Genomic DNA, 26942 nt, shown 5'->3' on the forward strand with positions numbered 1-26942 from the left:
GGCGTTTTTTTCAGACCACCAGATTATTCATCTCGCAGTACTCATCCCAATCCACACCCAACACCTCGGCCGCCTCCTTGTGCAAGACAAGGCGCTGCGCCTCGAACTCTTCCGGCGTACTGGTGTACTTGAGCGTCAGCTCCCAAGGCTGCAGGCCCTGGGCTTCGGCCTCATCCTCGAACGCCCACTGGACCTGGTCTTTCTGATCATCGGCGGACAAGTCCTTGATCTCATCGCGCAACTGCGGCGTTTCTTCGAGGTACTTTTCCAGGGCTTCTTCGTGCCTGGCTTCTTGGGACAATTCTTTAGCGGTCATGGCGTTCTCGCTGATCTGGGAATGGAAGATGGATCTGGATCATCAAGGATCTCTCTGACGCAGGAAGCCGTTGGAAGCTCGGTTTTCCTGGCCTTCAGAACCATTCGTGGATCATCTGAAAACTGCTGGGCGATGCTCATGCAGGTGACGAATATAGGATGTTTTGGCAACGATTTACACGGCTCTTTACATCCACCGCAGAAAAAATCTCATGCCTGACGGCAAGGTGCCCAGGAACATTTGTCATGGCAACCAGTCGTAGCGATGTGCCATATCGGCACTTCTTCAGGAACCCAATGATGCGCAGTCTTGCGAAACGCTCGTCGACCCGGTTTGCTACCACGTCCCTCCTGCTCGGCAGCCTGAGCTTGATCGGTGCCGTTCAAGCGGCTGTCGAAGTTTCCTCCGGCCCCCCTCTGCCGTCTGACACGATCCCGCTGCTTCGCAACTCATTCGACAAGGATGTTCTGATCAAGACCAATATCAACGTGGGTGACCTGGAAAAATTACCAGAAGCAGTCAAGGACAACACCGCCGAGCTGGACAGTCAGAAGCGCACCCTTGGCGAGCAGGCCCGACAAATCGAAGAACTCAAACGCAACAGTGGCTCCAGCTCCACCTCCAGCAGCAAGGAGATAGACGATCTCAAGCGCATCATCAAGGAACAGGAACGCGATCTGAACGACCTTGGCAAGCAAGTGGAAGAACTCAAGCGCAACAGCGGTTCCAGCTCAAGTTCGAGCAGCAGCGAAATTTCGTCCCTGAAACGGGAGCTCAGCGATCAGGACAACGAGCTGACACAGCTCAAACGCACGGTCGAGGAACTGAGCAGGAAGGTGAAATAACCAGGGGGGATTGGTGCCCGAGAACAGGAATCGAACCTGCGACCTTCGCGTTACGAGTGCGCTGCTCTACCGACTGAGCTACACGGGCGGTGGCTAAACCTAGCATCGTCCCCGGGGGACAGGCAACCTGCCCTGAAGGGATTTTCAGCACACAGCAAAACGCCCCGAACCAGTCGGGGCGTTTGCTTGTTCAGCGGTCAAGCGAGGGAGTGATTAAACGCCCGACGCCTTGGCTGCTGCAACGTCCTTGATGGACAGCTTGATACGGCCGCGGTTGTCCACGTCCAATACCAGCACTTCCACTTCCTGGCCTTCTTTCAGGATGTCGGTCACTTTCTCGACGCGAGCATCGCTCAGCATGGAGATGTGAACCAGACCGTCCTTGCCCGGCAGGATGTTGACGAACGCACCGAAGTCGACGATGCGTTCAACCTTGCCGACGTAGATCTTGCCGATCTCGGCCTCTGCGGTGATGCCCAGGACGCGCTGGCGTGCTGCTTCTGCCGCTTCCTTGGTTTCGCCGAAGATCTTGATCGAACCGTCGTCTTCGATGTCGATCGAAGCCTTGGTTTCTTCACAGATCGCACGGATAGTCGCGCCGCCTTTACCGATGACATCACGGATTTTGTCGGTGTCGATTTTCATCGCGATCATGGTCGGAGCATTTTCCGACAGCTCGGTACGGGACTGACCGATGATCTGGTTCATCTGACCGAGAATGTTCAGGCGCGCTTCCAGGGCTTGGCCCAGGGCGATTTCCATGATCTCTTCGGTGATGCCCTTGATCTTGATGTCCATCTGCAGCGCGGTGACGCCCTTGGCGGTACCGGCCACTTTGAAGTCCATGTCGCCCAGGTGGTCTTCGTCACCCAGGATGTCGGTCAGGACGGCGAATTTATCGCCTTCCTTGACCAGACCCATGGCGATACCGGCCACCGGCGCCTTCATCGGCACACCAGCGTCCATCAGGGCCAGGGAAGCGCCGCAGACCGAAGCCATCGAGCTCGAACCGTTGGACTCGGTGATTTCCGATACCACGCGAATGGTGTACGGGAACACGTCAGCGGCCGGCAGCATGGCCTGGACCGAACGACGGGCCAGACGGCCGTGACCGATTTCGCGACGACCGGCGCCACCCATGCGACCACACTCGCCCACCGAGAACGGAGGGAAGTTGTAGTGCAGCATGAACGGGTCTTTCTTTTCGCCTTCCAAGGTGTCGAGCAGTTGCGCGTCACGGGCGGTGCCCAGTGTCGCAACGACCAGCGCCTGGGTTTCACCACGGGTGAACAGCGCCGAACCGTGGGTCTTTGGCAGAACGCCGACTTCGATGTTCAGCGGACGCACGGTGCGAGTGTCGCGACCGTCGATACGCGGCTTGCCGTTGACGATGTTTTCGCGAACGGTGCGGTATTCGATTTCACCGAAAGCCGCCTTGACGTCGCTGGCCGATGGCTGGCCTTCTTCGCCGGAGAACTTGGCAACGACCTGGTCACGCAGCTCGCCCAGACGCGCATAGCGGTCGGCCTTGATGGTGATGGTGTAGGCCTGGGAGATCGCTTCGCCGAACTCGGCACGGATCGCGCCCAGCAGCTCGGTGGCTTCTGGCTGAGGAGCCCAGGTCCAGGTTGGCTTGGCGGCTTCGGCAGCCAGTTCCTTGACGGCGTTGATGACCACCTGGAACTCGTCGTGGGCAAACAGCACGGCGCCCAGCATCTGGTCTTCGGTCAGTTCCTTGGCTTCGGATTCAACCATCAGCACGGCTTCGGAAGTACCGGCCACGACCATGTCCAGGCTCGATGCCTTCTGTTGCTCGTAGGTCGGGTTCAGCAGATAGCCGGTGCTTTCGTGGAACGCAACGCGGGCAGCGCCGATCGGGCCATCGAAAGGAATGCCGGAGATCGCCAGCGCAGCCGAGGTACCGATCATCGCAGCGATGTCCGGATCGGTCTTCTTGCTGGTGGAAACGACGGTGCAGACAACCTGCACTTCGTTCATGAAACCTTCAGGGAAAAGCGGACGGATCGGACGGTCGATCAGTCGGGAAGTCAGGGTTTCTTTCTCGGAAGGACGGCCTTCACGCTTGAAGAAACCGCCAGGGATCTTGCCCGCGGCGTAGGTCTTTTCCTGGTAGTGCACAGACAGAGGGAAGAAACCCTTGCCTGGATCGGCCTGCTTGGCACCGACGACGGTCACCAATACGCTGACGTCGTCGTCAACGGTGACCAGCACTGCGCCGGAGGCCTGACGGGCGATACGGCCAGTCTCGAGGGTAACGGTCGACTGACCGAACTGGAATTTTTTGATTACCGGGTTCACGGTGTCCTACCTTCTTTGTGGCTCTTGGGGAACTTGTCTTCTTGCGAAATTCTTGGGCAATGACGGGAATCGGCCCGACGCCTGTCCAGGGTAAAACGTGTATCCAGATAAAACTTGAGGCTGGGAGCCTGCCACGCGCCAGCGGGAAACCCACTGACGTACGACAGACCACCAACCTCTAGCGCAATCGCTGATTAGCGACGCAGACCCAGGCGAGCGATCAGAGCGCTGTAACGGCTCACGTCCTTGCCTTTCAGGTAGTCCAGCAGCTTGCGACGCTGGTTTACCATGCGGATCAGACCACGACGGGAGTGGTGATCCTTACCGTTGGCCTTGAAGTGACCTTGCAGTTTGTTGATGTTGGCGGTCAGCAGTGCAACTTGCACTTCTGGCGAACCAGTGTCACCAACAGCTTGCTGGTAGTCAGCTACGATTTGAGCTTTTTCTTGAACGTCGAGAGCCATGAGGCAATCCTTTTAGTCAGGAAACTGTTCCGAGGAAACAGCTTCAACAGGCCAGGGACAAATCCCTGTATCTATAAATGAGTAGTGACCGTGCCTGTTAACAGCCACACTCGCCAGCCTGTTGTTACACAGGCTGGTTCCGGTCATTCCGACCGAATCAATCGACGCGGCGCGATACGCCCGTCTTCGCTCACTTCACCGATACCGATGAAGCGACCATTGTGATCCTGCACCCGGACCATGCCGAACTTCGGCGCATCCGGAGCGCGCACCGGCTGGCCGTTGAGCCAGTAGAACGCGCTGTGTTCCGAGAACTGCAAGAGCGGCCAATCCAGCAGGCCGCTGTCCGATGGCATCAGGAAACGGTCGACCGCTTCGTTGCCGCCTTCGGCATGCACCGCTTCAAGCTCTTCCAGCGTGACCGTCTGGGCCAACGTGAAAGGCCCGGCCTGGGTCCGTCGCAATTCCGCCACGTACGCGCCACAGCCGAGCTGCTCGCCGATATCCTCCACCAGGGTACGGATATAGGTGCCTTTGCTGCAATCCACGGCGAGCCGCGCAGTATTACCGTCAAAGGCCAGCAATTCCAAGCGCGCAATAGTAACAGAACGCGGTTCGCGCTCCACTACTTCGCCTGCACGGGCCAGTTTATACAACGGCTGTCCATCGCGCTTCAAAGCGGAGTACATCGGCGGTATCTGACTGATTTGCCCGCGAAATTTCGGCAATACCGCTTCGACATCCGCCTGACCAACGGTCACCGGGCGCTCCAGCAAAACCTCACCTTCGGCGTCCGCCGTGGTAGTGGTCTTGCCCAGTTGCGCCAGGGTTTCATAACCCTTGTCGGAATCGAGCAGGTATTGGGAGAACTTGGTCGCCTCGCCGAAGCACAGCGGCAGCACGCCGGTAGCCAGTGGATCGAGGCTGCCGGTGTGCCCGGCCTTTTCAGCATTGAGCAGCCAGCGAACCTTCTGCAACGCCGCGTTGGAGGTAAATCCCAACGGTTTGTCGAGCAGGATGATGCCGCTGACGTTACGACGGATACGTTTGACCTGAGCCACCGATTACTCCTTGGTGTCTTCGGGTTCAGCGGCAGCCGGATGCTGACTGTCTTCAGCCACGGCACGCTCGATCAGCGCCGACAGATGCGCACCCCGCACGACGCTTTCGTCGTAGTGGAAGTGCAGCTGTGGAACGCTGCGCAGCTTCATTTCCCGCGCCAGTTGCATGCGCAGGAAACCGGCTGCCGAGTTGAGCACCTTGATGCTCTGGGCGATTTCTTCGGCGCTGTCCTGACCCATCACCGTGATGAAGATCTTGGCGTGACCGACGTCACGGCTGACTTCAACAGCGGTAATGGTCACCAGGCCGACGCGCGGGTCTTTGACTTCGCGGCGGATCAGTTGGGCCAGCTCGCGCTGCATCTGATCGCCGATTCGTTGGGTACGGCTATATTCTTTTGCCATGTCTTGTTACCTGTTACTGCCCCACGGTCAAACCCGTGAGGTCTGAAAGCGGCAAACGCCCGGCCTGGCAAAAGCCAGACCGGGCGTTGCGTTTAGAGTCCGCCAGCCAGGCAGCGCATATTCATGCGACTGCCCGGTACGGCTCTTGAAGTACGCGAGTCAGAGGCTGCGAGCAACCTGGACCTTCTCGAAGACTTCGATCTTGTCGCCGACCTTGACGTCGTTGTAGCTCTTGACGCCGATACCGCATTCCATGCCGGCACGTACTTCGGAAGCGTCATCCTTGAAGCGGCGCAGGGATTCCAGCTCGCCTTCGAAGATCACGATGTCTTCACGCAATACGCGGATCGGACGGTTACGGTGAACGACACCTTCGATCACCATGCAACCGGCGATCGCGCCGAACTTCGGCGAACGGAACACATCGCGCACTTCGGCCACGCCCAGGATGTTCTCGCGAACGTCGCTGCCGAGCATACCGGTCAAGGCTTTCTTGACGTCTTCGATGATGTCGTAGATCACGTTGTAGTAACGCATATCCAGGCCTTCCTGCTCGACGATCTTGCGCGCGCCGGCATCGGCACGCACGTTGAAGCCGAACAGTACAGCGTTGGAAGCGAGTGCCAGGTTGGCGTCGGATTCGGTGATACCACCGACACCGCCACCGACAACGCGCACTTGCACTTCGTCGTTACCCAGGCCATTCAAGGCGCCGTTCAACGCTTCGAGCGAACCACGGACGTCGGATTTGAGGACGATGTTGAGCGTCTTCTTCTCTTCCTGGCCCATGTTCTCGAAGATGTTTTCCAGCTTGCCGGCGTGAGCGCGAGCCAGTTTGACTTCGCGGAACTTGCCTTGACGGAACAGAGCCACTTCACGGGCCTTCTTCTCGTCAGCCACAACGCTCATCTCGTCGCCAGCATCCGGGGTACCGTCCAGACCGAGGATCTCGACCGGGATAGCCGGACCGGCTTCCTTGATTGGCTTGCCGTTCTCGTCGAGCATGGCGCGCACGCGGCCATAGTTCGAACCGACCAGCACCATGTCGCCCTGACGCAGGGTACCGTCCTGAACCAGGACGGTCGCGACCGGACCACGGCCCTTGTCGAGACGCGATTCAACGACCACGCCACGGCCAGGAGCCGAAGGTGTAGCGGTCAATTCCAGAACTTCGGCTTGCAACAGAACGGCTTCGAGCAGTTCGTCAACGCCGGTACCCATCTTCGCCGAGACCGGAACGAAAGGAGTGTCGCCACCCCACTCCTCGGAAGTCACGCCGTGAACCGACAGTTCGCTGCGGATGCGATCGAGATCGGCGCCCGGCTTGTCGATCTTGTTCACCGCAACCACCAGCGGCACGCCAGCAGCCTTGGCATGCTGAACGGCTTCGATGGTTTGCGGCATCACGCCGTCGTCCGCTGCAACCACCAGGATCACGATGTCGGTCGCCTTGGCACCACGGGCACGCATCGCGGTAAACGCGGCGTGGCCCGGGGTATCGAGGAACGTCACCATGCCGCGGTCGGTTTCAACGTGGTAGGCACCGATGTGCTGGGTGATACCACCGGCTTCGCCAGCGGCTACCTTGGCACGACGGATGTAGTCGAGCAGCGAGGTTTTACCGTGGTCAACGTGACCCATGACGGTCACGACCGGCGCACGGGAAACCGCTTCACCTTCAAACTTCAGGGACTCGGCCAGGGAATCTTCCAGGGCGGTGTCGCTGACCAGGGTCACTTTGTGGCCCAGCTCTTCGGCAACCAGTTGGGCAGTTTCCTGGTCCAGTACCTGATTGATGGTGGCTGGCGTGCCCAGCTTGAACATGAACTTGATGATTTCAGCAGCCTTGACCGACATCTGCTGGGCCAGATCGCCCACAGTGATGGTCTCGCCGATCTTCACTTCACGCACGACAGGGCCGGTAGGGCTCTGGAAACCGTGGGCGTTGCGTTTCTTCAGCTTGGCCTTGCCGCGACCGCCGCGACGGAAGCCATCGCTTTCTTCGTCGGTGGTACGTGGCGCAACACGCGGCGCAGGCGCCTTTTCCTTGACCGAAGCACGATGAGGAGCGTTTTTGCGCTCGCCATCGCCACTGCCACGACGGTTGTCGTCGGCACGTGGTTTGTCCGGACGACGCTGTTCGTCGCGCTTGCGGGTGTCCGCCGGCGCCGGAGCAGCTGCCAGGACAGGAGCGCTTTCACGCACTGGCTCAGCTGCCGCCGCAGGCGTCTGGACCACTTCGGCTGGAGCAGATTGCGCAGCAGCAGGCTGGCGACGCGCTTCTTCTTCGGCGCGACGCTTGGCTTCTTCTTCAGCCTTCTGACGTGCAGCATTTTCTGCCGCGCGACGTTCTTCCAGTTCGCGCTTGCGCTCGGCTTCGATTTCTTCCGGGCTGCGCTGTACGAAGACTTTCTTCTTGCGTACTTCAACGCTGATGCTTTTGCTACCGGCAACACGCAGGGTGCTGGTGGTTTTACGCTGCAGAGTGATCTTGCGCGGTTCTTCCACTTTCGCCTTGTGACTGCTCTTCAAGTGAGTGAGCAGAGACTGCTTCTCACTGTCGGTCACATGTTCCTCGGCGGCGGTGTGCGGCAGACCTGCCTCACGCATCTGCTGCAACAGGCGCTCTACCGGTGTTTTGACCTCATCGGCCAGTTGTTTCACCGTGACTTGCGTCATGCACTTCTCTCCTCAGGCCGCGCCTAATTACTCGAACCAGTGGGCTCGGGCGGCCATGATCAACTTGCCGGCACGATCATCGTCAATGCCGTCGATGTCGAGCAGATCGTCAATAGACTGCTCGGCCAGGTCTTCGCGGGTAATTACGCCGCGCACCGCCAGTTCCATCGCCAAATCCTTGTCCATGCCCTCAAGCGAGAGCAGGTCTTCGGCCGGATGGGCGTCTGCCAGCTTTTCCTCAGTAGCGATGGCTTTGGTCAACAAGCGATCCTTGGCACGAGCGCGAAGCTCGTTGACGATGTCCTCGTCAAAGCCGTCGATGTTGAGCATTTCCTCCACCGGTACGTAGGCAATCTCTTCCAGGCTGGTAAAGCCTTCATCCACCAGCACCTGCGCCAGCTCTTCATCGACTTCAAGCTCTTCGATGAAGTTGCGCAGGATGTCGCCGGTTTCAGCTTGCTGCTTGGCCTGGATGTCCGATTCGGTCATCACGTTCAGGGTCCAGCCAGTCAATTGGCTAGCCAGACGCACGTTCTGACCACCGCGACCGATGGCCTGAGCGAGATTGTCTGCGCCAACGGCGATGTCCATGGCATGGGCATCCTCGTCGACGATAATTGCCGCCACTTCAGCGGGCGACATGGCATTGATCACGAACTGAGCCGGGTTATCGTCCCACAGGACGATATCCACACGCTCGCCGCCCAACTCGCCGGATACGGCCTGGACGCGCGAACCACGCATGCCGATGCAGGCACCTTGCGGGTCGATGCGTTTGTCCTTGGAGCGGACCGCGATTTTGGCCCGCGAACCCGGATCACGGGAGGCGGCCATTACTTCGATCAGGCCTTCAGCAATTTCCGGCACTTCGATGCGGAACAACTCGATCAGCATCTCCGGCGCGGTACGCGACAGGATCAGCTGCGGGCCGCGGTTCTCGGTGCGGATTTCCTTGAGCAGCGCACGCAAACGCACGCCAACCCGGAAAGTTTCGCGAGAAATGATGTCTTCACGAGCCAGCAATGCTTCGGCATTGTTGCCCAGATCAACGATCACGTTGTCGCGGGTGACTTTTTTAACGGTGCCGGAGATGATCTCTCCCAGGCGCTCGCGATAGGCATCGACGACTTGCGCGCGCTCGGCTTCGCGAACTTTCTGCACAATGACCTGCTTGGCAGTCTGTGCAGCAATGCGGCCAAATTCGATGGACTCGATCTTTTCTTCGACGACATCACCCACCTTGGCGCCAGGATGCGTTTCTGCAACCTTGCTCGGCCAGGTTTCGATAGCCGGATCATCCAGGTCGGCCTCCTCGACTACCGTCCAGCGACGGAAAGTCTCGTAGGCACCGGTGTGGCGATTGATCTCCACACGCAAATCAACTTCGTCTTCGAAGCGCTTCTTGGTAGCAGTGGCCAGGGCCAGCTCCAGTGCTTCAAAAATAACGTTAGCCGGTACGCCCTTTTCATTGGATACCGACTCAACAACCAGCAGTACTTCTTTGCTCATCGTACGCCTCGCCTTTCGCAAGCCATTGGATCCGCGGGATCCGCAGTATCTGGCACGTATCAGTCAAAACTGGGAATAATGTTGGCCTTGTCGATCATATCGATCGGCAACAGGAACTCATGGTCATCTACCTGCACCACGACATCCTGTTCTTCCACACCGCGTAGAAGGCCTTGGAAGTTGCGTCGACCTTCAAAGGGCGAGCGCAGCTTGATCTTCACTTGTTCACCGGCAAACAAAGCGAACTGTTCAAGAGTGAACAGAGGGCGTTCCATGCCAGGCGAGGAAACTTCAAGGGTGTATTCGGAGGTGATGGGATCTTCAACATCCAGCACACCACTGATCTGACGGCTGACGATGGCGCAATCATCCACCAACACGCCGCCTTCCTTATCGATATAAACGCGCAACAGTGAGTGGCGACCTTGAGCCGAAAACTCAATACCCCAGCATTCATAGCCAAGGGCCACGACCACCGGGGCCAACAAGGCCTGCAACTGTTCTAGCTTGCTCGACACCTGAACCCCCTCGTGCATGTATGTGCATGCCATGCAAATAAAAAAAAATGGGCGAATCGCCCATCCCTGAAACGCCGTCGAACAGCGGCGTTGTAAATGTCCAGCTAACAAAAAGCCCCTTGGAAGGGGCCCTGAAACTGGTTGCGGGAGCCGGATTTGAACCGACGACCTTCGGGTTATGAGCCCGACGAGCTACCAGGCTGCTCCATCCCGCGACAAAGCTGGGGCGGAAGTATACGACCGATCCCTTACAGGGTCAATGTAACGCTTCCACCTACAAGAAAGCCCGCAATTGCGGGCTCTCCTGATAATTGGTACCGAGAAGGGGACTCGAACCCCTACACCCTATGGGCACAACCACCTCAAGGTTGCGTGTCTACCAATTCCACCACCTCGGCAATACAGCGTTTGAAACCTTCTTACTTCTGCTCTTGAGCTGGAGGTACGTCAGTCGCCGGATTGGCCGACTTTTGCTCTTGAAGCACCGGGACATCATCAGAAGCCGGTTGTTGCTTTGGCGCTTCCAACACCGCTGGGTTTGGCAAACCTACCTGAGTCAGCTCATGAGCCTTCTCTTTAGCAAAGTAACCTAACCCCAAGCTGGTTATGAAGAAACCGGCGGCGAGTATAGCAGTAAACTTACTAAGAAAGGTAGAGGAACCTTGGCTTCCGAATACAGTATTTGAAGCACCTGCACCGAAAGACGCACCAGCATCCGCACCTTTACCCTGCTGCAGCAATACGAGAGCAACTACACCCAGTGCGCCCAGCAGATGAAAAACGACTACGACTGTTTCCAGCATTTTTTCAGTTTCCCGCGGCGCGACAGATCGCACCGAACTCATCTGCATTCAGGGACGCTCCACCAATGAGCCCCCCATCGATATCCGGCATGCCGAACAGTTCGACCGCATTGGCCGCCTTCACGCTGCCGCCGTATAGAAGCCGCACACCTCGTGCCACTTCAGAATTTTCTTGCGCCAACTGCGCGCGGATGGCGGCGTGCACATCCTGCGCCTGTTGAGGCGAAGCAGTCAGCCCGGTGCCAATGGCCCAGACCGGCTCGTAAGCGATGACTGCCTTTGCAAACGCACCGACACCCAGGTCCTCGATGATGCTGCCCAACTGGCGAGCGACAACTTCGAGAGTCTTGCCTGCCTCACGCTGTTCGAGGGTCTCCCCTACGCACAACACCGGAATCAGACCACAAGCCTGTGCCGCGGCAAATTTGCGAATCAGGGTCTTGTCCTGCTCGCCCATGATCAGGCGACGCTCGGAATGACCGACCAGGACCAGTGAACATCCTGCGTCCACCAGCTGACTCGGCGCGATTTCACCAGTCAACGCACCCTGCATGGATTCCACTGCAGAGTTTTGTGCACCCACCGAAATCGACTTGCCTTTCAAGCCATCAACCACTTGGTTGATATACAGGCAAGGCGGGAACACCGCCACATCAACACCGCTTGGCAAGGCCAGGTTACGAAGGCCCTTGATCAGCTCAGCGACGCTGGCGCGGGTACCGTGCATCTTCCAGTTACCAGCTACCATAGGGCGACGCATGCTGTACCTCGTCGGTCAAAGTGGGCGCAGATGTTACCCAACGGATTCATGACTGGCAAGCCGAATTCAGGCAGAAACTTCAGTAACCAGCTTCGCCAGCTCTTCGGCATAACCGCGGACCTGTACTTCATCCTCGCCTTCGACCATGACGCGCACCAAAGGCTCCGTGCCAGACTTGCGCAATAACACCCGTCCACGCCCGGCCATAGCCAGTGTGATGCGCTCGCTGGCCTGCTTGACCGTCACGTGCTCGAGAGGACTGACGCCTCCACCAAAACGCACATTGATCAATACTTGCGGACATTTGCGCAGCGCCTGGCGCGACTGCGCCAGCCCTTCGTTACGAGCCTTGAGCGCCATCAGCACTTGCAGCGCAGCGATGATCGCATCACCGGTGGTGGTATGGTCGAAGCAGACGATGTGGCCGGAATTCTCGCCCCCGATCACCCAGTTGCGCTCAAGCAATTCCGAGATCACGTAGCGGTCGCCGACATTAGCCCGGACGAATGGGATATCCAGATCCGCCAAGGCCAATTCAAGCCCGAGGTTGCTCATCAACGTACCAACCACGCCGCCCTGCAGCTTGCCGCGACCATGCAGATCGCGCGCGATGATGAACAGCAACTCATCACCATCAACGACCGTACCGGTATGGTCGACCATCAGCACCCGGTCACCGTCACCGTCGAAAGCGATCCCGAGATCGGCATGTTCGGCCAGGACCGCAGCCTGCAATGCCTCGGTATGGGTCGAGCCGCAATTGTGGTTGATGTTCAGCCCGTTGGGCTGGGCAGAGAGCACCACCACCTCGGCACCCAATTCGCGAAAAACGCTGGGCGCGACCTTATAGGTTGCGCCATGCGCGCAATCGACAACGATTTTCAGACCGGAAAAGCTCGTACCGGTTGGAACACTGCCTTTGCAGAACTCGATATAACGACCCGATGCATCGTTGATCCGCGACACCTTGCCGATCTTGCTCGACTCGACCACCGTCATCGGCGCATCCAGCAGCTCTTCGATCATCAGCTCGATTTCATCCGGCAGCTTGGTGCCCTTGCCAGAGAAAAACTTGATGCCGTTGTCATCATGAGGATTGTGCGAAGCACTGATCACAATACCCGCCTGGGCCTGGAATGTACGGGTCAGGTAGGCAATGGCCGGCGTCGGCATCGGGCCCAGCAACATCACATCGGCACCCGCCGACGTAAGGCCGGCCTCGAGAGCCGATTCGAACATGTAGCCGGAAATCCGCGTGTCCTTGCCGACCAGCACCTTGCATGCGCCCATCTTGCGGAACGCCATGCCGGCGGCCCAGCCGAGCTTGAGCATGAAATCAGGGGTAATAGGGTATTCGCCGACCCGACCACGAATACCGTCGGTGCCAAAATATTTCTTGCTCATAAGTGCTCCGTCATTCTTATTCGGCTGAATCCACTGCGTCGATCATCCGCACGACATCCATCGTTTCGGCTACATCATGCACGCGCAAAATGCGCGCACCTTTGGTAAGGGCCAAGGCAGCCAGGGCGAGACCGCCATACAAGCGCTCACCCACCGGTCGGCCCAAGGCATTGCCTATCATGCTCTTTCGCGAGACGCCAACCAACAGGGGCCGCCCCAGCGCATGCAAGGCTTCCATATGCTTGAACAGGCTCAGGTTGTGAGCCAGGGTCTTGGCAAAGCCGAACCCGGGATCAAGGATGACCCGCTCGGCAGGAATGCCCACGGCAGCACACTGGTCCAGGCGCTCCGCGAGGAACCCCGCCACTTCCCTGGTCACATCATCATAGTGCGGATCGTCCTGCATGGTCCCCGGCTCGCCGAGCATATGCATCAGACACACCGGCAACCCAGTTGCCGCCGCGGCGTCCAGCGCGCCGTCGCGCCGCAAGGACCGGACATCATTGATCAGCCCCGCCCCCAGCCGCGCTGCCTCGCGCATGACCGCTGGCGTAGAGGTATCAACCGAAATGATGACATCAAGCTCGCGGTGTATACGCTCGACAATCGGCGCCACTCGCTCCAGCTCTTCGGTAGGTGACACCGCCCGCGCACCGGGACGGGTCGATTCACCACCAATATCGATCAGCGTTGCACCTGCTGCCACCATGGCTTCGGCATGCCGCAAGGCAGCGTCGAGCTGGCAGAATTTTCCACCATCGGAAAAGGAATCGGGAGTGACATTAAGAATGCCCATGACGTGCGCACGGGCCAAATCAAGAAACCGGTTGCCGCAAGGCAACCGGTTAGAGGACTGAACAGAAGTCATTTCAAGCCTTAGACGTCGGCGGCCGGACCACCGATGGGCGTCTCGGGACGCTCACCCTGTACCGCTGGCGGCGTACCGGAGGTACCCGTGCCACCACCGGACCAGTCACGAGGCTCACGAGGTGTGCGGCCAGCCATGATGTCGTCGATCTGCTCGGCATCGATGGTTTCATATTTCATCAGTGCGTCAGCCATCGCGTCCAGTTTGTCGCGGTTGTCCGTAAGGATCTGCTTGGCCGTGCCGTAGCACTGGTCAATGATGCTGCGAACTTCCGAGTCGATCAGCTTGGCCGTCTCACCAGAGAAGCTTGCATGCTGGCCACCGCCGCCGCGACCCAGGAACACTTCGCCCTCTTCCTCGGCATACATCAACGGACCGAGCTTTTCGGACAAGCCCCACTTGGTAACCATGTTCCGGGCAATCTGACTTGCGCGCATGATGTCGTTGGAGGCACCTGTCGTCACGCCGTCAAAGCCCAACGTCATTTCCTCGGCGATACGGCCACCGTACAGCGAACAGATCTGGCTGATCAGCGCACGCTTGGACAGGCTGTAACGGTCCTCTTCCGGCAGGAACATCGTCACACCCAGCGCACGACCGCGCGGAATGATCGAAACCTTGTACACCGGATCATGCTCAGGCACGACACGACCGACGATGGCATGTCCTGCCTCGTGGTAAGCGGTGTTCTGCTTTTCCTTTTCCGACATGACCATGGATTTGCGCTCGGCGCCCATCATGATCTTGTCCTTGGCGAGTTCGAACTCCTTCATTTCCACGACACGCTTGCCGGAACGAGCAGCAAACAGCGACGCTTCGTTTACCAGGTTCGCCAGGTCAGCACCGGAGAAACCCGGTGTGCCGCGAGCGATGACCGCCGGAGCAACGTCATCCCCCATTGGCACCTTGCGCATGTGAACCTTCAGGATCTGCTCGCGACCACGAATGTCCGGCAGCCCCACCACGACCTGACGGTCAAAACGACCTGGACGCAGCAGCGCAGGGTCGAGCACGTCAGGACGGTTGGTGGCGGCGATCACGATGATGCCGTCATTCATCTCGAAACCGTCCATCTCGACCAGCAACTGGTTGAGGGTCTGCTCGCGCTCATCGTGACCGCCGCCCATGCCGGCGCCACGGTGGCGACCAACGGCGTCGATCTCGTCGATGAAGATAATGCACGGTGCGTGCTTCTTCGCCTGCTCGAACATGTCGCGAACACGGCTCGCACCGACGCCGACGAACATCTCGACGAAGTCGGAACCGGAAATGGTGAAGAACGGAACCTTGGCTTCGCCGGCGATTGCCTTGGCCAGCAAGGTTTTACCGGTACCAGGTGGCCCCACCATCAGTACGCCGCGGGGAATACGCCCGCCCAGGCGCTGGAATTTGCCCGGATCACGCAGGAATTCAACCAGTTCGCCGACTTCTTCCTTGGCTTCATCGCAACCGGCGACGTCAGCCAGGGTGGTCTTGACCTGATCTTCGGACAATAGTCGGGCCTTGCTCTTGCCGAAACTCATCGGCCCGCCCTTCCCTCCGGCCCCGCCCTGCATCTGGCGCATGAAGAACATGAACACCGCGATGATCACCAGGATCGGGAAGCTCGCGACCAGGAGCTGGGTCCAGATACTTTGCTGCTCAGGCTGCTTGCCTTCAATCACGACATGATTGTCCACCAGGTCGCCGATCAGGCCATTGTCCTGGATCGCCGGACGAATGGTTTTGAAGCTATCGCCATCGCTGCGCTTGCCGGTAATCACATAACCATCAACGGCTACGCGCTCGACCTTGCCTTCCTTGACCTGCTGGAGGAAATCGGAATAGTTGAGGGTCTGCGGCTCGTTAGGGCTGGAGAAGTTGTTCATCACGGTCACAAGGACAGCGGCGATGATCAACCACAGGATCAGATTCTTTGCCATATCGTTCAATTAACTACCCTCTGAAGCAAGCTCCGCTACTGGCGCGCGCTTCGCATGATATTCACCGGCCTAACTTACTACATTACCTGCGACTCTGGCAGGCGCCGTCTGTAACCCTTTGTGAAACTTTGACTCGCGCAATTTTCGTTACGCGACGCCCGCAATGCGATACAAAAAAAACTATCGGCCTGTTTCAAAGCCGCTCATCACTGGAAGCGCCTTCGATTCCGCGAAACCCTCGCGCCAGCAGATACTGCTCGCGAGAGCGGTCGCGGGACGACAAAGGCTTGCGCATCTGCACCTTGTCGAACAATTTGCGCATGCCCTTGTGGTATTCATCGAAGCCTTCACCCTGGAAGACCTTGATCAGGAAATCACCACCCGGACGCAGAACCCGCCCCGCCAGATCCAGGGCCAGCTCGCTGAGGAACATTGCACGAGGCATGTCGACAGCCGCCAATCCACTCATATTGGGGGCCATATCGGAAATCACAAGGTCGACTTGCGTATTTCCGACGGCCTCGAGGATTTGCGCCAATACGGCGTCCTCGGTGAAATCACCCTGGATAAAGGTCACGTCAGGGATGCTGTCCATTTCCAGGATGTCTGAAGCGATCAATCGCCCCTGGCCGCCAATCAGACGACTGGTCACCTGCGACCAGCCACCCGGCGCTGCGCCGAGGTCGATCACGGTCATGCCAGGACGAATCAGGCGATCCTTCTCCTGAATCTCTAGCAATTTATAGCTGGCGCGCGAGCGATAGCCGTCTTTTTGCGCCATTTTGACGTACGGATCGTTGAAATGCTCTCTGAGCCAGTTCTGGCTAGTCTTGGAACGGGCCACGGGCCACCTCTGAAAAATAAATCGGGTCGTGATTAAGTGGGCGGTCCCGGACTCGCTCGGGTAAACTGGCCGCCGCTTTTTACAAGATCAGACGCAGGGGTCAGATTATGCCGCTCACTCAAGAGCAGAAGAAACAATACAAATCCATCGGCCACCATCTGAAACCGGTTTTGACTGTGGCTGACAACGGTTTGACTGAAGGTGTCCTCGCTGAACTGGAACGCGCCCTCGGCGATCACGAGCTGATCAAGATCAAGCTCAACATCCTCGACCGCGAAGCCCGCCTGGCTGCCGTTGCCGAGCTGTGCAAGGTCGGCAAGGCTGACCTGGTCCAGGTCATCGGCAAGATGGCGCTGATTTATCGCAAGAACTTCAGCGTCAACAAGCAACTGTCGAATGTTCACCGCTTCAAATGATGCAAAGGGTCAAGGGTGTGCTTCGCGCACCCTGCCGCTCCATCCGGGAACCGGCTGCAACACCAGCACCAGGCCGGAAAAACCCAGCACCAGATAGCTGAATACCTGCCATTGGCTCGCCTCCGGCCAGCCGAGACGCACCGCCAGGAACATCCCGCAAGCGTACAAGGCCATGAGCAGCAATTGCCCACGGATGTCGCGCCATAGACTGCCAAGGCCCTCGGCCTGAACCAGCACCAAAGCCTGGAATATCACGCACACTGCCGAAAAACCCACCAGCAGCGCCGTCAGCATACCTGCGATTTCATCGATGAGCAGCGGTGCCAGGCCGATCCGACCCAGCACCGGCAGCAGACCGATATGCAACAACCAGACGCCGCCCACCCATAACATCTGGGTGAGCTGCCAGATCATGGCACCCGCACGCAGCGGGTGCCTTCGCTCAGATATGACGGACTTCGACAATCTCGTACTCAATGACACCGCCAGGTGTCTTCACGGCAACCACATCACCCTCTTCCTTGGCAATCAAGGCGCGGGCGATAGGCGAGCCGACTGAAATCTTGCCGAGCTTGATATCCGCCTCATCCTCGCCAACGATCTGGTAAGTGACGCTTTCATCAGTCTCGACGTTGGCGATTTCCACGGTAGTGCCGAAAATCACTTTGCCAGTGTGCGGAATCGTCGTGACGTCGATGATCACCGCATTCTGCATGCGGCCTTCGATGTCACGGACACGCGCCTCGACCATGCCCTGCTCCTCTCGGGCAGCGTGGTATTCGGCGTTTTCCTTCAGGTCGCCCAGTTCACGGGCTTCACCGATCGCCTGGCTCAAGCGCGGACGCTCGACCTTGGTCAGGAAAGCGTGCTCTTCCTCCAGGGCCTTCGCGCCCTGAACAGTCATCGGGTACTTGGTTATGCTCATGCCTTCAATCCTGCATGTAGATCCTGCAAGCGACGTACGGTCTTCTCGGGTCCGAACTTGAGCGCTTCGCAGATCGCCTCGCCGGCAGCAATAGTCGTGGTGCAGTAGATCTTATGCTGCAGCGCATTGCGACGAATGGAATAGGAATCGGCGATCGATTGACGGCCTTCGGTGGTGTTGATGATCAGCGTGACTTCGTCATTCTTGATCATGTCGACCACGTGCGGACGACCCTCGGTCACCTTGTTCACGCGGCGCACTTTCAGGCCCGCCGCCTCGATCAGCTTGGCGGTACCGGCAGTGGCGACCACTTCGAAACCCAAGTTGATCAGATCACGGGCCACGCCCGCAACCAGTGGCTTGTCGTCATCACGCACGCTGATGAACGCCGTGCCGCCCGTTGGCAGGACTTCGCTTGCGCCCATCTGGGCCTTGGCAAAGGCCTCGCCAAAGGTGTCGCCAACGCCCATCACTTCTCCGGTGGATTTCATTTCCGGGCCGAGGATCGGGTCAACGCCAGGGAATTTGGCGAAGGGGAACACCGCCTCTTTCACGCTGTAGAAGTTCGGGATAATTTCCTTGGTGAAGTTCAGCTCCGCCAAGGTTTTACCGGCCATCACGCGAGCAGCGATCATCGCCAGGGAAACACCGATGCATTTGGACACGAACGGTACGGTCCGGGAGGCGCGCGGGTTGACTTCGATGACGTAGATGTCTTCGCCCTGAAGCGCCAGCTGCACGTTCATCAGGCCGACAACCCCGAGCTCCAGGGCCATTTTCTTGACCTGCTCACGCATCTCGTCCTGGATGTGGGCCGGCAACGAGTATGGCGGCAACGAACAGGCGGAGTCACCGGAGTGAACGCCTGCCTGCTCGATGTGCTGCATAATTGCGCCGATCACGACATCCTTGCCGTCGCAGACCGCGTCCACGTCCATTTCGATGGCGCAGTTGAGGAAGTGGTCGAGCAGAACCGGGCTGTCATTGGACACCTGGACCGCTTCGCGCAGGTAGCGCTTGAGTTCGTCTTCCTGGTAAACGATTTCCATCGCACGGCCGCCCAGTACGTAGGACGGGCGCACCACCAGCGGATAACCGATCTTCGCCGCCGCACGAATCGCTTCGTCTTCGCTGCGCACGGTGGCGTTTGGTGGCTGGCGCAGGTTCAGGCGCTCGACCATCTGCTGGAAGCGCTCGCGGTCTTCGGCGCGGTCGATAGCATCCGGGCTGGTGCCGATGATCGGCACGCCGGCGGCTTCGAGGGCGCGGGCCAGTTTCAGAGGGGTCTGCCCGCCGTACTGGACGATCACGCCTTTTGGCTTCTCGACACGGACGATTTCCAGCACGTCTTCCAGGGTCACTGGCTCGAAGTACAGGCGATCAGAGGTGTCGTAGTCGGTGGAAACGGTCTCTGGGTTGCAGTTGACCATGATGGTTTCGTAACCATCGTCGCGCAGCGCCAGTGCCGCGTGGACGCAGCAGTAGTCGAACTCGATGCCTTGGCCGATCCGGTTCGGACCGCCGCCCAGGATCATGATCTTGTCCCGGGTCGAAGGCGCGGCTTCGCACTCTTCTTCGTACGTGGAGTACAGGTAGGCAGTGTCGGTGGCGAACTCGGCCGCGCAGGTGTCGACGCGCTTGTAGACCGGGAAGACTTCCAGCTTGTGGCGGTGAGTGCGCAGGCTCTTTTCGGTGACACCCAGCAGCTTGGCCAGGCGCATGTCGGAGAAGCCCTTGCGCTTGAGACCCAGCATCGTGTTGCGATCGATGCTGGACATGCCCATGGTCTTGACCTTCTCTTCTTCCTTGATCAGATCTTCGATCTGCACCAGGAACCAAGGGTCGATCATGTTCATGTCGAAAATCTGCTCGACAGTCATGCCGGCGCGGAAGGCATCCGCCACGTACCAGATACGCTCGGCACCCGGCACGGTCAGCTCGCGCTTGAGCTCGCTCATGCTTTCCGGCTTGCTCAGGTCCAGCTTCGGATCGAGGCCGCAGACACCCACTTCCAGGCCACGAAGGGCTTTTTGCAGGGATTCCTGGAAAGTCCGGCCGATGGCCATGACTTCACCCACCGATTTCATCTGGGTGGTCAGGCGCGCGTCAGCCTTGGCGAATTTCTCGAAGGCGAAACGCGGCAGCTTGGTCACCACGTAGTCGATGGACGGCTCGAAGGACGCCGGAGTCTTGCCGCCGGTGATGTCGTTCGACAGTTCGTCCAGGGTGTAACCGACGGCCAGCTTGGCGGCGACCTTGGCGATCGGGAAACCGGTGGCCTTCGAGGCCAGGGCCGACGAACGGGACACGCGCGGGTTCATCTCGATGACCACCATACGGCCAGTGTTCGGGCAGATGCCGAACTGGACGTTGGAGCCACCGGTTTCCACGCCGATCTCGCGCAGTACCGCCAAGGAGGCGTTACGCAGGATCTGGTATTCCTTATCGGTCAGGGTCTGGGCCGGTGCGACGGTGATCGAGTCGCCGGTGTGCACGCCCATCGGATCGAAGTTCTCGATGGAGCAAACGATGATGCAGTTGTCCTTTTTGTCGCGGACAACTTCCATTTCGTATTCTTTCCAACCAATCAGGGACTCGTCGATCAGCAGTTCCTTGGTTGGCGACAGGTCCAGGCCACGAGCGCAGATTTCTTCGAATTCTTCACGGTTGTAGGCGATGCCACCACCCGTGCCGCCCATGGTGAAGGACGGACGGATGATGCACGGGAAGCCGAGGCGTTCCAGCACGGCGTTGGCTTCTTCCATGTTGTGGGCGATGCCCGAGCGTGGGCAGTCCAGGCCGATGGATTTCATCGCCTTGTCGAAGCGCGAACGATCTTCGGCCTTGTCGATGGTGTCGGCATTGGCGCCGATCATTTCCACACCGAACTTCTCCAGGACGCCTTCGCGCTCCAGGTCCAGAGCGCAGTTCAATGCGGTCTGGCCACCCATGGTCGGCAGCAGCGCGTCCGGACGCTCCTTCTCGATGATCTTGGCAACGGTCTGCCACTTGATCGGCTCGATGTAGGTGGCGTCAGCCATGGCCGGGTCGGTCATGATGGTGGCCGGGTTGGAGTTCACCAGGATGACGCGATAACCCTCTTCGCGCAGGGCCTTGCAAGCCTGGGCGCCGGAGTAGTCGAATTCGCAGGCCTGGCCGATCACGATCGGGCCAGCGCCGAGAATCAGGATGCTTTTTATGTCTGTACGTTTTGGCATGGGTTTGTCACTCAAATCCGCAGGTCAGTCGGCTAGGCCGTCGAACAATCTTTGAAGCGCCCGCGGGGGCCACCGTTTCCGGGGCCGCCCTCGGGTTTCACGCGGTCAGCGTCGCTTGGCCATCTCATTGATGAAGCGATCGAACAGCGGCGCCACATCGTTCGGGCCCGGGCTCGCCTCAGGGTGGCCCTGGAAGCTGAACGCGCTCTTGTCGGTACGCTCGATGCCTTGCAGCGTGCCGTCGAACAGCGACTTGTGGATGGCCCGTACGTTGGCCGGCAGGGTCGCCTCGTCAACCGCAAAACCGTGGTTCTGGCTGGTGATCATGACGACACCGGTATCCAGGTCCTGGACCGGGTGGTTGGCACCGTGGTGGCCGTGGCCCATTTTCAGGGTCTTGGCGCCCGAAGCCAGGGCCAGCAACTGGTGCCCCAGGCAGATACCGAATACCGGTATCTCGGTTTCCAGCACGTCCTTGATCGCCTGGATCGCGTAGTCGCATGGCTCCGGGTCACCCGGGCCGTTGGACAGGAACACGCCGTCGGGCTTGAGGGCCAGGACGTCGGCCGCCGGGGTCTGGGCCGGCACTACGGTTACGCGGCAACCGCGCGCGACCAGCATGCGCAGGATGTTCAGCTTGACGCCGTAATCGTAAGCGACCACGTGATACGGCAGTTCGGAAGCCTCGATCGTCGCGTGGCTATCGGTTTTCAAGTCCCAGACCGAGGAGCGCCATTCGTACTGCTTCTGAGTGCTGACGACTTTCGCCAGGTCCATGCCTTTGAGGCCTGGGAAACCCTGGGCAGCGGCAATGGCGGCCTCGTCGGAAATATTGTCACCGGCCATGATGCAGCCGTTCTGCGCGCCTTTTTCCCGCAGGATGCGAGTCAGGCGGCGGGTGTCGATACCGGCGATCGCCACGACGTTGTTGGCTTTCAGGTAGTCGGACAGGGACATCTTGTTACGCCAGTTGCTCGCTACCAGCGGCAGGTCGCGGATGACCAGGCCAGCGGACCAGACACGATCGGACTCGGCATCTTCCGGCGTGGTGCCGGTGTTGCCGATATGCGGGTAAGTCAGGGTAACGATTTGCTGGGCGTAGGAAGGATCGGTAAGAATTTCCTGATAGCCGGTCATTGCGGTGTTAAACACCACCTCACCAACGGTCTGACCGTCGGCTCCAATGGCTTCGCCGCGAAAAATGCTGCCATCAGCAAGGGCGAGTATGGCTGGCTTAGTCAAGAAGACCTCCCGTAAATAAAGCCTGAAAGGGCGATCGCAGGTTGTAAAAAAGCGGAGTGACGTATGGACACGTCACCCCGCTTGTTCACTGAATTATTCTGCGCGCTTTTAGTGGACACACTAAAGCTGTAGCTTACAGAAAAAGGCTTTTTTGGTCCACCGCTAATGAGCCTTAAAGGCAGGGGAATGCGACAGGCCGTCGCGAAGCGGTGTAAAACGGGGCTCAGTGTAACCTGAACCCCGCCTTGAAGGCATCAACGCAGGTCGAGAACGTCCTGCATGTCGTACAAGCCGGGTTCGCGACCATCCAGCCACAGCGCGGCACGCACGGCGCCCTTGGCGAAAGTCATCCGACTCGACGCCTTGTGCGTAATCTCCAGGCGCTCACCCTCGGTGGCGAACAGCACGGTGTGATCACCTACCACGTCGCCACCACGCACGGTCGCGAAACCGATGGTGTCTCGCTCACGCGCACCGGTGTGCCCCTGGCGCCCATACACAGCCACTTCCTGCAGATCACGACCCAGCGCATCGGCAATCACCTCGCCCATGCGCAAGGCTGTTCCCGAAGGCGCATCGATCTTGTGACGGTGATGCGCCTCGATGATTTCGATATCCGCATCATCACCCAACACCCGCGCCGTCAGGTCCAGCAGCTTGAGCGAGAGATTCACGCCCACGCTGAAGTTCGCCGCGAACACGATCGGTATGTCCTTGCCGGCATCAGCCAACAATTGCTTCTGCGCGGTATCCAGGCCGGTCGTGCCGATGACCATGGCCTTGCCAGCCTTGCGGCAGGTGGCGAGGTTTTTCAGCATGACTTCTGGCAGGGTGAAGTCGATCAGGACGTCAAACTCATCGAGTACCTTTTCCAACCCACCGGACATTGGCACGCCGATACGTCCGATCGAGGCCAGCTCGCCAGCATCGGCGCCCACCAGTGTACTGTCGGGCCGGACAATGGCAGCCGTCAGGCCAGAGAGCGGCGAGCGCTGCTGCACCGCCTCGACCAGCGCCTTGCCCATACGCCCCGCGGCGCCCATCACAGCTATACGTCGCATGCCCACTCCTTACAGATCGCCGAAGAAGCGCTTCACACCTTCGAACCAACCGGTGGTTTTCGGCGAGTGGCTGTTGTCATCCGCCAGGGAACTGCGGAACTCTTCGAGCAGCTCCCGCTGGCGCCGGCTCAGGTTGACCGGTGTCTCTACCGCGACGCGGCACATCAAGTCGCCCGCACCGCCGCCACGCACCGGAGCCACGCCCTTGCCGCGAATGCGGAACTGCTTGCCGGTTTGCGTCCCTTCGGGAATCTTCAATTTGACGCGACCATCAAGGGTCGGGATTTCAAGCTCACCGCCCAAGGCCGCATCAACAAAACTGATCGGCACTTCGCAGAACAGATGCTTGCCATCACGCTGGAAGATCGCGTGCTCGCGCACGTTGATCACTACATACAGATCGCCGGTCGGGCCGCCCTGGGCACCCGCCTCGCCTTCGCCGGACAGACGAATGCGGTCACCGGTGTCGACACCGGCCGGCACTTTGACCGACAGCGTCTTGTACTCTTCGACACGCCCTTCGCCGTGGCAGGAGTCGCACGGATCGGAAATGATCTTGCCCTGGCCATGGCAACGCGGGCAGGTCTGCTGGACCGAGAAGAAGCCCTGCTGCATGCGAACCTGGCCGATGCCGCCGCAAGTCGGGCAGGTGACCGGCGAAGAGCCCTTCTTGGCGCCCGAACCGTCGCACGGTTTGCAATTGACCAGCGTCGGCACCCGGATATTCACGGTAGTACCGCGCACCGCTTCTTCCAGGTTCAGCTCCAGCGTGTAGCGCAAATCGCTGCCACGCTGGGCACCACCACGGGCGCCGCCGCGACCGCCGCCAAAAAAATCACTGAACACATCGCCGAAAATATCGGAGAAGTTCTGGCCGCCGAAACCGGCACCGCCACCACCCATGCTCGGGTCGACACCGGCATGCCCGTATTGGTCGTAGGCCGCGCGCTTGCTGGAATCGGACAGAACTTCGTAAGCCTCGTTGGCTTCCTTGAACATCTCTTCCGACGCTTTATCGCCGGGATTACGGTCTGGGTGGTGCTTCATCGCCAGGCGACGGTAAGCCTTTTTCAGCTCTGCCTCGCTGGCTCCCCGCTCGACACCCAATACTTCGTAAAAATCACGCTTCGCCATTAGTCTTTGCACTCTTATAGGACGTCCGGCAAACCTCTCCTGAACCTTGCCAAACTCGTTGAGCCCCAATACAGGCCCGGACCCAACTCACGTCGATTCAACGATCCTGGTCTCGGCGCATATCGCCCGGAAAGCAGGAGCATTCCCGAACACACCGCCAGCACCCGAACGCTGTCGCATGCTGTAAAAATTCACTGACTCCAGACACGCCAACGCGGGAGCAAGCTCCCGCGCGGCGACATCCTACCAGCCACCGCACAAACGCAGTCAACCGGCCAACCAACAAGCGATTACTTGTTGTCTTTCACTTCTTCGAACTCAGCGTCGACCACATCATCGGCTTTCTCGGCCGATTCGCCTTGCTGCGCAGCACCTTCAGCTGGCTGGGCCTGCTCGGCATACATCTTCTGGGCCACTGGCGCGGAGACTTTCGACAGCTCTTCGATCTTCGCCTCGATGGCAGCCTTGTCGTCGCCTTTGACGGCAGCTTCAAGGGCAACCACGGCAGCTTCGATCGCGGTCTTCTCTTCAGCAGTCACTTTGTCGCCGGCATCGGCAACCATCTTGCGGGTCGAGTGAACCAAGGCGTCGCCCTGGTTACGAGCGCTGGCCAGCTCTTCGAACTTGCGGTCTTCCTCGGCGTTGACTTCAGCGTCGCGAACCATCTGCTGAATTTCTTCCTCGGACAGACCGGAGTTGGCCTTGATCACGATCGACTGGGTCTTGCCGGTGGCCTTGTCTTTCGCGCCGACGTGCAGGATGCCGTTGGCGTCGATGTCGAAGGTCACTTCGATTTGTGGCACACCGCGTGGCGCCGGTGGAATCTCGGCCAGGTCGAACTTGCCCAAGGACTTGTTCTGGGTAGCTTGCTTGCGCTCACCCTGCAGCACGTGGATGGTCACGGCGCTCTGGTTGTCGTCGGCCGTCGAGAACACCTGGGATTTCTTGGTAGGAATCGTGGTGTTTTTCTCGATCAGCGCGGTCATCACGCCGCCCATGGTTTCGATACCCAGGGTCAGCGGGCTGACGTCGAGCAGCAGAACGTCTTTCACGTCGCCGGCCAGAACGGCACCCTGGATGGCAGCACCCATGGCAACGGCTTCGTCCGGGTTCACGTCCTTACGTGCTTCTTTACCAAAGAAATCGGTAACCAGCTTCTGAACCAGCGGCATACGGGTCTGGCCACCGACCAGGATCACGTCGTTGATCGAGCCGACGTCGATACCGGCATCCTTCATCGCAATACGGCAAGGTTCGATGGTGCGCTGAACCAGGTCTTCCACCAGCGCTTCGAGCTTGGCGCGGGAGATTTTCACGTTCAGGTGCTTCGGACCGGTAGCGTCTGCGGTGATGTACGGCAGGTTCACGTCGGTCGACTGGCTCGAGGACAGTTCGATCTTGGCTTTCTCAGCGGCCTCTTTCAGACGCTGCATGGCCAGCGGGTCACCCTTGAGGTTCATGCCGCTTTCTTTCTTGAACTCATCGACGAGGTAGTCGATCAGGCGGATGTCAAAGTCTTCACCACCCAGGAATGTATCGCCGTTGGTTGCCAATACTTCGAACTGGTGCTCGCCATCGACTTCGGCAATTTCGATCACGGAAACGTCGAAAGTACCGCCACCCAGGTCATAAACGATCACGGTGTGATCGCCCTTGGCCTTGTCCATACCGTAGGCCAGAGCGGCTGCGGTTGGTTCGTTGATGATACGTTTCACGTCCAGGCCAGCGATGCGGCCGGCGTCTTTGGTCGCCTGGCGCTGGCTGTCGTTGAAGTACGCAGGAACGGTAATGACCGCTTCAGTCACTGGCTCGCCGAGGTAGTCTTCGGCGGTTTTCTTCATTTTTTTCAGGATTTCAGCCGAGATCTGTGGCGGCGCCATTTTCTGGCCGTTCACTTCAACCCATGCGTCGCCGTTGTCAGCCTTGGCGATTTTGTACGGCACCATCTTGATGTCTTTCTGCACGACTTCTTCGTCGAACTTGCGACCGATCAGACGCTTCACCGCGTACAGGGTGTTATGCGGATTGGTCACAGCCTGACGCTTGGCGGACTGACCCACCAGGATCTCGCCATCGTTGGCGTAAGCGATGATCGACGGCGTGGTACGCGCGCCTTCAGCATTCTCGATGACTTTGGCCTTGCCGTTTTCCAGCACGGAGACGCACGAGTTGGTGGTCCCCAGGTCGATACCGATAATCTTGCCCATGTTAACTCTCCCGGAACTTGAA

23 protein-coding genes and 3 tRNA genes are annotated in these 26942 nt (G+C 59.1%); 2 read left to right on the forward strand and 24 right to left on the reverse strand.

Features of this window, described 5'->3' with window-relative positions; all coding sequences use genetic code 11:
• Positions 1-10: 10 nt before the first annotated feature.
• Positions 11-316, reverse strand: coding sequence for a DUF6388 family protein (locus tag J3P96_RS24065; RefSeq protein ID WP_434602788.1), 306 nt, complete (start codon positions 314-316; stop codon positions 11-13).
• Between the two features lie 299 nt (positions 317-615).
• On the opposite strand from J3P96_RS24065, the gene J3P96_RS24070 reads away from it, so the two are divergent.
• Complete coding sequence (locus J3P96_RS24070) at positions 616-1161, forward strand: hypothetical protein (protein ID WP_434658321.1); 546 nt, start codon at positions 616-618, stop codon at positions 1159-1161.
• A gap of 11 nt (positions 1162-1172) precedes the next feature.
• On the opposite strand, the gene J3P96_RS24075 is transcribed toward J3P96_RS24070, so the two are convergent.
• The 16 genes from J3P96_RS24075 to rlmE form a co-directional block, all read right to left on the reverse strand.
• Positions 1173-1249 (reverse strand) — tRNA-Thr (locus J3P96_RS24075).
• A gap of 125 nt (positions 1250-1374) precedes the next feature.
• Entirely contained in the window at positions 1375-3480 is a 2106-nt protein-coding gene (pnp, locus tag J3P96_RS24080; RefSeq protein WP_434653707.1) for a polyribonucleotide nucleotidyltransferase, read from the reverse strand.
• A gap of 194 nt (positions 3481-3674) precedes the next feature.
• Positions 3675-3944 (reverse strand): 30S ribosomal protein S15, encoded by a 270-nt coding sequence (rpsO, locus tag J3P96_RS24085; RefSeq protein ID WP_011332409.1) that lies wholly within the window; start codon positions 3942-3944, stop codon positions 3675-3677.
• Between the two features lie 143 nt (positions 3945-4087).
• Positions 4088-5005: a tRNA pseudouridine(55) synthase TruB gene (gene truB, locus J3P96_RS24090; protein ID WP_030139793.1), complete on the reverse strand. Its 918-nt coding sequence runs from the start codon at positions 5003-5005 to the stop codon at positions 4088-4090.
• A 3-nt stretch (positions 5006-5008) separates the two neighbouring features.
• Positions 5009-5410, reverse strand: a complete 402-nt coding sequence (rbfA, locus tag J3P96_RS24095) for a 30S ribosome-binding factor RbfA (protein ID WP_181287552.1) — start codon at positions 5408-5410, stop codon at positions 5009-5011.
• 159 nt (positions 5411-5569) lie between these two features.
• Positions 5570-8089, reverse strand: coding sequence for a translation initiation factor IF-2 (infB, locus tag J3P96_RS24100; RefSeq protein WP_434653708.1), 2520 nt, complete (start codon positions 8087-8089; stop codon positions 5570-5572).
• 27 nt (positions 8090-8116) lie between these two features.
• Positions 8117-9598, reverse strand: coding sequence for a transcription termination factor NusA (gene nusA / locus J3P96_RS24105; RefSeq protein WP_047229054.1), 1482 nt, complete (start codon positions 9596-9598; stop codon positions 8117-8119).
• Positions 9599-9657: 59 nt separating this feature from the next.
• Positions 9658-10116 (reverse strand): ribosome maturation factor RimP, encoded by a 459-nt coding sequence (gene rimP / locus J3P96_RS24110; RefSeq protein ID WP_053118762.1) that lies wholly within the window; start codon positions 10114-10116, stop codon positions 9658-9660.
• Between the two features lie 138 nt (positions 10117-10254).
• Positions 10255-10331 (reverse strand) — tRNA-Met (locus tag J3P96_RS24115).
• 97 nt (positions 10332-10428) lie between these two features.
• Positions 10429-10514: transfer RNA gene (locus J3P96_RS24120), tRNA-Leu, on the reverse strand.
• A gap of 21 nt (positions 10515-10535) precedes the next feature.
• Positions 10536-10919 carry a preprotein translocase subunit SecG gene (gene secG, locus J3P96_RS24125; protein ID WP_025211789.1) on the reverse strand — a complete coding sequence of 128 codons (384 nt, stop codon included), beginning with the start codon at positions 10917-10919 and terminating at the stop codon, positions 10536-10538.
• Positions 10920-10923: 4 nt separating this feature from the next.
• Positions 10924-11679: a triose-phosphate isomerase gene (tpiA, locus tag J3P96_RS24130; protein WP_305496904.1), complete on the reverse strand. Its 756-nt coding sequence runs from the start codon at positions 11677-11679 to the stop codon at positions 10924-10926.
• A 66-nt stretch (positions 11680-11745) separates the two neighbouring features.
• A complete protein-coding gene (gene glmM / locus J3P96_RS24135; protein WP_434653709.1) occupies positions 11746-13083 on the reverse strand; it encodes a phosphoglucosamine mutase in 1338 nt (445 codons plus the stop codon).
• Between the two features lie 16 nt (positions 13084-13099).
• Positions 13100-13951: a dihydropteroate synthase gene (gene folP, locus J3P96_RS24140; RefSeq protein WP_434653710.1), complete on the reverse strand. Its 852-nt coding sequence runs from the start codon at positions 13949-13951 to the stop codon at positions 13100-13102.
• Between the two features lie 8 nt (positions 13952-13959).
• Positions 13960-15873: an ATP-dependent zinc metalloprotease FtsH gene (gene ftsH, locus J3P96_RS24145; RefSeq protein ID WP_305496907.1), complete on the reverse strand. Its 1914-nt coding sequence runs from the start codon at positions 15871-15873 to the stop codon at positions 13960-13962.
• Between the two features lie 193 nt (positions 15874-16066).
• A complete protein-coding gene (gene rlmE, locus J3P96_RS24150; protein ID WP_305496908.1) occupies positions 16067-16717 on the reverse strand; it encodes a 23S rRNA (uridine(2552)-2'-O)-methyltransferase RlmE in 651 nt (216 codons plus the stop codon).
• Between the two features lie 107 nt (positions 16718-16824).
• On the opposite strand from rlmE, the gene J3P96_RS24155 reads away from it, so the two are divergent.
• Complete coding sequence (locus J3P96_RS24155; RefSeq protein WP_181287543.1) at positions 16825-17133, forward strand: YhbY family RNA-binding protein; 309 nt, start codon at positions 16825-16827, stop codon at positions 17131-17133.
• A gap of 9 nt (positions 17134-17142) precedes the next feature.
• Here the strand turns inward: J3P96_RS24155 and J3P96_RS24160 are convergent, their stop codons facing one another.
• The 7 genes from J3P96_RS24160 to dnaK all read right to left on the reverse strand — a co-directional run bounded on the left by J3P96_RS24160 (position 17143) and on the right by dnaK (position 26920).
• Entirely contained in the window at positions 17143-17547 is a 405-nt protein-coding gene (locus J3P96_RS24160) for an MFS transporter (protein ID WP_434653711.1), read from the reverse strand.
• 28 nt (positions 17548-17575) lie between these two features.
• Positions 17576-18052, reverse strand: a complete 477-nt coding sequence (gene greA / locus J3P96_RS24165) for a transcription elongation factor GreA (protein ID WP_030139783.1) — start codon at positions 18050-18052, stop codon at positions 17576-17578.
• A 2-nt stretch (positions 18053-18054) separates the two neighbouring features.
• On the reverse strand, positions 18055-21276 hold the full coding sequence (gene carB, locus J3P96_RS24170; RefSeq protein WP_434653712.1) for a carbamoyl-phosphate synthase large subunit: 3222 nt from the start codon (positions 21274-21276) through the stop codon (positions 18055-18057).
• Between the two features lie 105 nt (positions 21277-21381).
• Positions 21382-22518, reverse strand: coding sequence for a glutamine-hydrolyzing carbamoyl-phosphate synthase small subunit (gene carA, locus J3P96_RS24175; protein WP_305496914.1), 1137 nt, complete (start codon positions 22516-22518; stop codon positions 21382-21384).
• Between the two features lie 254 nt (positions 22519-22772).
• Entirely contained in the window at positions 22773-23579 is an 807-nt protein-coding gene (dapB, locus tag J3P96_RS24180; protein WP_434653713.1) for a 4-hydroxy-tetrahydrodipicolinate reductase, read from the reverse strand.
• A 9-nt stretch (positions 23580-23588) separates the two neighbouring features.
• Positions 23589-24713 carry a molecular chaperone DnaJ gene (dnaJ, locus tag J3P96_RS24185; protein WP_030139779.1) on the reverse strand — a complete coding sequence of 375 codons (1125 nt, stop codon included), beginning with the start codon at positions 24711-24713 and terminating at the stop codon, positions 23589-23591.
• 290 nt (positions 24714-25003) lie between these two features.
• Positions 25004-26920, reverse strand: coding sequence for a molecular chaperone DnaK (dnaK, locus tag J3P96_RS24190; protein WP_434653714.1), 1917 nt, complete (start codon positions 26918-26920; stop codon positions 25004-25006).
• Positions 26921-26942 lie beyond the last annotated feature (22 nt).

The organism is Pseudomonas sp. R3-56, assembly GCF_051132075.1.
Classification (GTDB): domain Bacteria; phylum Pseudomonadota; class Gammaproteobacteria; order Pseudomonadales; family Pseudomonadaceae; genus Aquipseudomonas.